At 40.1% G+C, this 7213-nt stretch carries 6 protein-coding genes; all 6 read right to left on the minus strand.

Going from position 1 to position 7213, the window contains the following annotated elements:
- Positions 1-798: 798 nt before the first annotated feature.
- Positions 799-2076: an acetyl-CoA hydrolase/transferase family protein gene (locus IC621_RS26040; protein ID WP_191162922.1), complete on the minus strand. Its 1278-nt coding sequence runs from the start codon at positions 2074-2076 to the stop codon at positions 799-801.
- 103 nt (positions 2077-2179) lie between these two features.
- Positions 2180-3355 carry a thiolase family protein gene (locus tag IC621_RS26045; protein ID WP_191162924.1) on the minus strand — a complete coding sequence of 392 codons (1176 nt, stop codon included), beginning with the start codon at positions 3353-3355 and terminating at the stop codon, positions 2180-2182.
- A gap of 42 nt (positions 3356-3397) precedes the next feature.
- Complete coding sequence (locus tag IC621_RS26050; RefSeq protein ID WP_191162926.1) at positions 3398-4369, minus strand: electron transfer flavoprotein subunit alpha/FixB family protein; 972 nt, start codon at positions 4367-4369, stop codon at positions 3398-3400.
- Between the two features lie 26 nt (positions 4370-4395).
- Complete coding sequence (locus IC621_RS26055; RefSeq protein WP_191162927.1) at positions 4396-5163, minus strand: electron transfer flavoprotein subunit beta/FixA family protein; 768 nt, start codon at positions 5161-5163, stop codon at positions 4396-4398.
- Positions 5164-5414: 251 nt separating this feature from the next.
- Positions 5415-5693 carry a hypothetical protein gene (locus tag IC621_RS26060; RefSeq protein ID WP_191162929.1) on the minus strand — a complete coding sequence of 93 codons (279 nt, stop codon included), beginning with the start codon at positions 5691-5693 and terminating at the stop codon, positions 5415-5417.
- Positions 5694-5878: 185 nt separating this feature from the next.
- Positions 5879-6631 carry an SDR family oxidoreductase gene (locus IC621_RS26065; RefSeq protein ID WP_191162931.1) on the minus strand — a complete coding sequence of 251 codons (753 nt, stop codon included), beginning with the start codon at positions 6629-6631 and terminating at the stop codon, positions 5879-5881.
- Between the last annotated feature and the right edge of the window lie 582 nt (positions 6632-7213).

The following is a 7213-nucleotide window of genomic DNA, read 5'->3' on the forward strand; positions in this document are numbered from 1 at the left end:
TTTATTTATCAAACTCGCTTTAGCGGCTAATTAACTTGTACAACTTAAAAAAGTGAAAATTTAAGAAAAGCGCAAGCGCCTTGTTTAGCCCCGACAAGCATAAGACGCAAATGAAATGAAGGTGTTCTTTACCTTCAATTCATTTGTGGCTTATGACCTAGAGGGGCTAGGCGCTGGAGCTAGACACGAAAACTTGGTACAAAAACTTATACTTTCTTATCTTTGAACGAAAAGCGCAAGGCGCTAGTCCTTCGGCGACAAGCATAAGACGAGCCGGCATGAAGGTTGTTCTTTAACCTTCTTGACGGATTGGCTTATGACCTAAGGGCCGATGGCGCCTGGAGCTAGACAACGACAACACTCTTTAATACGTTAATACTTTAATTAAATTAAACTTTCTGATCTTATAAAACTAAACCTCGCTGGATTTCAGCGAGGTTTTTCGTTACTCTTTTTTAGAATAATAGGATCAGAATGTCCAAGATTTAGAGATCCATTGCAATTATCTTGAATTTTTTGCACCAGAACCTAATTTAACTTACTTCTTTTTATGATCCCATTTATAGGTTGCAACGGTTTTAGCTGGAATGGAACCTTCAAACTGCTTACCCTCCGAAATTATTAACTCAAACTTCGCAAAGTGAAATCGACAAATAAGCCTTGTTATAATCGATTAATATCTTTGGACCCGTGTACAATCCTTTGAATTAAGTTCTTATAATTCGGTATTTCCTGAATCAAACCAATCACTTGCCCAATAAAATGTATAACTGTTGAAAAAAACTTCCTAATAAAATGTTATATTTTTTCAACTTCATATTTTAATTGTTCACGAAAATCAGGGTGAGCGACCGCCAGTAATTCTTCTGCTCTTTGTTTAATAGATTTGCCAAATAAACTGGCAATACCATATTCTGTTACTACATAATGTACATCTGATTTAAGTGATGTGACATATGAGACGCTAAACTTAATTCGGGATTGAGTCCCTCCTTTGGCTGTGGCGGGTAGAGCAATAATAGATTTACCACTTTTAGAGAGCCCGGCTCCACGGATAAAATCCATTTGACCTCCAACACCGGCTAGTGGAAAAGGCCCGACTTGTTCCGCATTGATTTGACCTGTCAAATCAACTTCTAAGGCAGAATTAATCGAATGGAATCGGGCCAGTTTGGCATGGGTGCTTCCATTATGCGTATAACTTACAGGATGCAGTTCAATCAGCGGATTCATATGGGCAAAGCGATATAACCGTTCTGTTCCGGTTAAGGTTGTACAGACCATTTTACATCGATCAATTTCTTTATGTTCGTTGGTAATCACTCCTTTTTCTACTAAATCAATGACAGCATCCGTAATTGAACCGGAGTGAATACCCAATCCTTTTTTACTGCTCAAAGCGCGAATGATACTATCAGCAAGACTGCCAAGTCCGACTTGAATCGTAGCCTGATCAGGAATAAGCTCTGATACATACTCACCGATCTTTTGTTCATGGCTGGTAGACGTTCCTTGAGGGATCGATAACAACGGTCGCGAGGTTAAAACAAAGCAATCAATATCTTTTACATGAACCGATGTATTCCCATAAGTCGATGGCATTTGGCTGTTTACTTCAGCAATCACGCATTTTGCGCTTTGAATTAGGGAGTGTGCGAAGTCTACAGATATCCCTAAATTGCAATATCCCTTTTCATTAGGTGGAGATACCTGAATAAAAGCTATATCCATATTTGCATTTTCAATAAAGCGGGGAATTTCAGAAAGGTTTATCGGGATATAATCGCAGGCACGATTCTGGTAGGCTTCTTTTAATAAAGGAGATCCCAAAAATGTTCGTATTTGTAGGTTGGGAAAGCACTCAGCAGCTGCATAAACACACGGGCTTCCTATTATATTGTTATATAAAGTAACATCGAATAACCGGTCTTTTTGTCGAACCAATTCTTCCAAAAGGGTCTGCGGTTCACTGCAAAATGAAGACAAAATGACTTTCGACTTGGACTGAATTAAAGAAATGGCTTCTTCTACTGTTCTCTGTCTGTCCTGATAAGTCTTCACCCATTCATTTACCATCTTTATCTTATCTCCAATCTTATCGATAATAGAGGCTGACCCAAAACTAAGGCCTTTTGGGTCAGCCTCAACAGATAAATAAATCAGCTTGTTTATTATGGCCTTATAATAATTCCAAAGCGATGGCCATCCCTTGCCCACCACCGATACAAAGTGTAGCGAGTCCGTACGCCTCTTTTTCACGCTTCATCTGGTAAAGAAGGGTGGTCATAATTCTCGCTCCTGTCGCTCCCACAGGATGGCCCAAGGCAATAGCTCCGCCATTTACATTCAATTTATCCTGATCTATGTTCAGGTCTTGAACCACGCCGAGTGCCTGGGCAGCAAAAGCTTCGTTCAATTCGATCAGGCCAAAATCATCCAAACTCATGCCGGTTCGATCCAACAGTTTTTTCACTGCAGGTACCGGTCCCAGACCCATAACATCTGGTGAAACACCCGCAGTTGCCCAATCCAAAATTTTCGCCATCGGTTTTAAGCCGAGCTCGTTAGCTTTGCTCTTTGTCATCAGAACCATCGCACAAGCACCATCATTTCGCCCGCAGGAATTGCCGGCAGTTACTGTTCCCCCCTGCTTAAAGACTGGTTTTAGCTTTGCCAGCTGTTCCATTGAAGTTTCACGGGGAAATTCATCTGTATCGAAAAGAATCATTTCTTTCTTTTGTTTTACTTCCACAGGAACAATCTCATCTTTAAACCTGCCTTCTTTTATGGCCCTAGCTGCCTTTTGTTGACTTGAAAGAGCAAAGGCATCCTGTGCTTCTCTAGATATCCCATATCTCTCCGCAACGTTTTCCGCTGTCATCCCCATCCCCAGATTGCCCCAGATTTCCATAGGCTGTTGTCCATTTTCCAAATTGGAATCTACGAGAATCGGATTCCCTTCACCAAATCTAGTATTGCGTAAATAGATGGGAGCCCGGCTTAAGTTATCTGTACCTCCAGTTACAACCACATCGGCCTGCTTAAAAATAAGTTGTTGTACACCAGATGCTACAGCTTGCATACCGGATCCGCATAAGCGGTTAATGGTAAAAGCTGTTGCCTTATCTGGAATACCAGTTCGAAGCGCTGCAACTCTAGCCACATTCGAAGACTCTGTTGATTGTCTTACTTCTCCCAGTACTACTTCATCCACCATGTCAGGGGCAATCCCAGCTCTTTTTATGGCATCTTCAATCACAATGGCCCCTAATGTCCCTGAGTTTATATTCTTCAATGTTCCGCCGAATTTTCCAGTCGCCGTTCTGACTGCTGATACGATTACTACGTCTTCCATACACCCTACACCCCTTGTTCTGATTGATATTTCAGCTAAAATCTAAACAGCGACTAATACCTTTTTAAATTCTTCCGACAATAACGGAACTACTTCAAATAGATCACCTACAATACCATAATCCGCTACCTGGAAAATAGGAGCATCTGGATCTTTATTAATGGCTACGATGATTTTCGAATTTGACATCCCAGCTAAATGCTGAATGGCCCCGGAGATTCCGCAAGCAATATACAAATCAGGGGTGACCACTTTCCCTGTTTGGCCAATTTGCAAAGAGTAATCGCAATATTCAGAATCACAAGCTCCGCGTGATGCTCCCACAGCTCCTCCTAAAACATCTGCCAATTCTTGAAGAGGCTTAAATCCTTCTTTGCTTTTTACGCCACGACCACCTGATACGATGACTTTAGCTTCGCTCAGATCAACTCCGCCTGCAGTCTTTCGAACAATATCTTTGATCACAGTTCTTAAATCTTTGATCACTGGGTGATAGGATATTATCTCCGATTGAACATCCTTTTCTGTAGTCTCAAAATTATTCGCACGAAGCGTAGCAAACACTTTTCCTTGATTAAAGACCTTCTTTTCGAACGCTTTACCTGAATAAATCGGTCTCGTAAAGACCACTTCTCCCTCCTCGACGGAAACGGCTGTACAGTCGGACACCAGCCCCGCGTCGAACCTTGCGGCAACTCTCGGAGCCAGGTCTTTTCCGATTGATGTATGCCCCATTATTACAATATCCGCTTGTATTTCTTCGATCAGCTGGCATAATGCTTGAGTGTAGCCATCCGTCGTATAAACAGTTAATGTTTCATCCTCAATAACATACACTTTATGGGGACCATACTTATTTACTTCCTCAACAAGACTGGATGCTCCGGAACCGAAGATTGCAGCCGATACTTCTCCTCCCTGAGCTACTTGCTGAGCTACCGTTAAGGTTTCAAAAGATACATTGCGCAGCTTTCCATCTTTGATTTCTATCAAAACAAGGACTTTTTTACTCATTTTATCCATCTCCTTTTATCAAATAGTTAGACCACCTTTGCTTCACTGCGAAGCAGTTGAACTAGATCGCTGACCTGTTGTGTTATTTCACCCTCTAAAACTCGACCCGCCTCTTTCTTGGCAGGCAAATATCGATCATGAACAGAAGTTCGAACAGCCAAATCCTCTTCTGACAGCCCCAAATCCTCGACAGACAAACGATCAACCGGCTTTTTCTTGGCTTTCATAATACCAGGCAGGGAGGGATAACGAGGCTCATTTAATCCTTGCTGAGCGGTAGCCATGAAAGGAAGACTAACTTCAATGATTTCCACATCTCCTTCCACATCTCTTTCTACGGTTGCCTTTCTGCCTTCAATAACCAGTTTTGTAATCGTTGACACATGGGTAATAGCTAAGGCTTCAGCCACACGAATAGCTACTTGACCAGCTCCGGAATCCACGGCCATATTTCCACCTAAGATTAAATCATATTCTTGATCTTTAATCGCTGCGGCAATTATTTTAGATAAAGAATATTCATCCTCTTCCAAGCTTTCTAATTCGATAAACACACCCTTGTCCGCACCCATCGCTAAAGCTGTCCGGAGTGCGTTTTCTGCCTGGGCAGAACCAACAGTCAAGACCGTCACTTCCGCCCCATGCTCTTCTTTGATTTTTACAGCTTCCTCAACCGCGTATTCATCATAAGGATTGATGATAAATTCCACCCCATCCTCATCGATCTTGCCATTATTTATGACAATCCTTTCTTCTGTATCAAAGGTTTGTTTGATCAGAACTAAAATATTCACCTTCATTCCCTCCTAGTTACATGTTTTATTCTTTTATCTAAACCATAATGCAATTATCGTGCCATGAATTATTTGTGCGTTTCAACCAAGAAATTGCTAGGTATTTGCTTAAAATGATGCAGGATCATCCTCAACCTAATGCATTATTGCATCAAAACTTGAAGGATGTTCATGACATTTTGCATTCTGCTGTAAAATCGACAATTCGCGACATTTGGAATACCTCCATGAAGCGAAAAAAATAGAAAAAACTAGCTTATAGATCTTGTCCGAATAACCGGTACTGGCTCAAAACTTCTTTTACCAAGAGAAGTCACTATATATTCTGTACTTATTTCCCCTTCCAATTGGATTTTCTCTCCTACACTGAAATTAGCTGAACATTCACTGATAATTGGGATGAATTTAATTAAATCCCCATTAAAATTTATACTTTCATCTGCTTTAATAAATAAAATGTTCATAGTTTTTTGTAACGTTTTGTCAAGATAAGACCTTTTACTATAAATTTCGCCTCGAACTCTCATCATCTTACACTCCTTTAATTGGTAAATTGTCAGAGGGATAGGTTTTCTACGATTCGTAACTCTAACATCCTTCGTCTTAAATCGTGGATTTTCCAATAAACCATCCCAGTTTAAAGCTGGACAACACTTTTCCCTAAATGTTTTATTATAAAATGGTAGTTTCTATTGACTACTAATCCTATATAGAGTTATAGATTTCGTGCTCCCAAGCTCTTCCCGCCATCTACATGCAGCACTTGACCTGTAATATAGCGAGCTTCTTCAGATGTAAAAAACAGAACAGTATTGGCAATATCATAAGGCTGACCGATGATCGGAGTTGGCTGTGCTTTCATTAGATTTTCTTGAACCTCGGGTTTAAGGCTGCGGATCAAAGGGGTGTCAATTAACCCCGGAGCAATACAGTTCACTGTTACATTAAATTTGGCAAACTCCAGTGCCAAGGCACGAGTCAAACTCACCAAGCCACCTTTAGAAGCAGAATAATTGGATTGACCAGCTTGACCCAACCATGCCCGGGATGAAATATTTACAATCCGGCCGTATTCCTGCTGTTTCATTTGTCCAAGTACAGCCTTAGAACAAATCCATGCACCTTTTAAATTCACATTGAGGACAAAATCAAAATCTTCTTCCGGCATTTTTAGAATTAAGTTATCTCTTACAACGCCAGTATTATTAACCAATCCATCAATTCTTTGATAACGGATAATAATGGTATCTACCATCTGCTTCACTTGTTCTGAAACCGTTATGTCCGCTTGCAAACCAATAGCCTCATACCCGTTTTCTCTTAATCGATGCGCTATTGTTTCCGCTTTGGATAAATCAATATCATTGATAACTACTTTGGCACCATTCTCCGCCAGTTTGGTTGCAATTCCTTCGCCAATCCCACTTCCAGAACCTGTTACCAATATGACTTGACCTTTAACATTCATTAAATATGTCTCCTCTCAAATTTAATAATTTTGTAATTATTTAATGATTGAAACAGCCCTGGTAATGCCATGGTGACAACAACCTATCTCCTATCAATCATCGAGATCTCCAGCTGAAATGATACCTTCCTGATATGGCCTAAACTCCCATCTCCAGCTCTCAATATTGAATACGATAGGCGGCTTCCTGGCCTGTACGCTGAATCAAAAGAGTTGTATTCTATCAGAAATATCACCGCATTTTTGATCTAAATCTATATTGGTTAAAGTTATCTACTACAATATTTTGCAAAAACTGTGCCAATTTGAAAAAGGCTCATTTCTATGGGTTTATTAGAATTACTTTTCTAAATTAATAATGCAAATTTCCATTTTTGATGTAGTCATACATTGGTAGAGGTAAATATCTGATAATGACAAAAGCCTTTCACTAACTACGAAAGGCCTTTTTCTAGTTTAATCTTTTATTATCTTTTTCTTTGAAACATCACTAGTGTTGCATAAATATTGTTTAAATTTTCAGATTTATCATTTTCTAGATTGAGAGCCAAAAAAGTAAATACCCAACAAAAGGTGGCTCCA

The organism is Metabacillus arenae (genome assembly GCF_014773385.1).
In the GTDB taxonomy this organism is placed as follows: Bacteria; Bacillota; Bacilli; order Bacillales; family Bacillaceae; genus Metabacillus_D; species Metabacillus_D arenae.

Coding starts and splice junctions, on each gene's coding strand:
- IC621_RS26045 (WP_191162924.1), bottom strand. CDS start 3,355: ATGGAAGACGTAGTAATCGTATCAGCAGTCAGAACGGCGACTGGAAAA.
- IC621_RS26040 (WP_191162922.1), bottom strand. CDS start 2,076: ATGGTAAATGAATGGGTGAAGACTTATCAGGACAGACAGAGAACAGTA.
- IC621_RS26060 (WP_191162929.1), bottom strand. CDS start 5,693: ATGATGAGAGTTCGAGGCGAAATTTATAGTAAAAGGTCTTATCTTGAC.
- IC621_RS26065 (WP_191162931.1), bottom strand. CDS start 6,631: ATGAATGTTAAAGGTCAAGTCATATTGGTAACAGGTTCTGGAAGTGGG.
- IC621_RS26050 (WP_191162926.1), bottom strand. CDS start 4,369: ATGAGTAAAAAAGTCCTTGTTTTGATAGAAATCAAAGATGGAAAGCTG.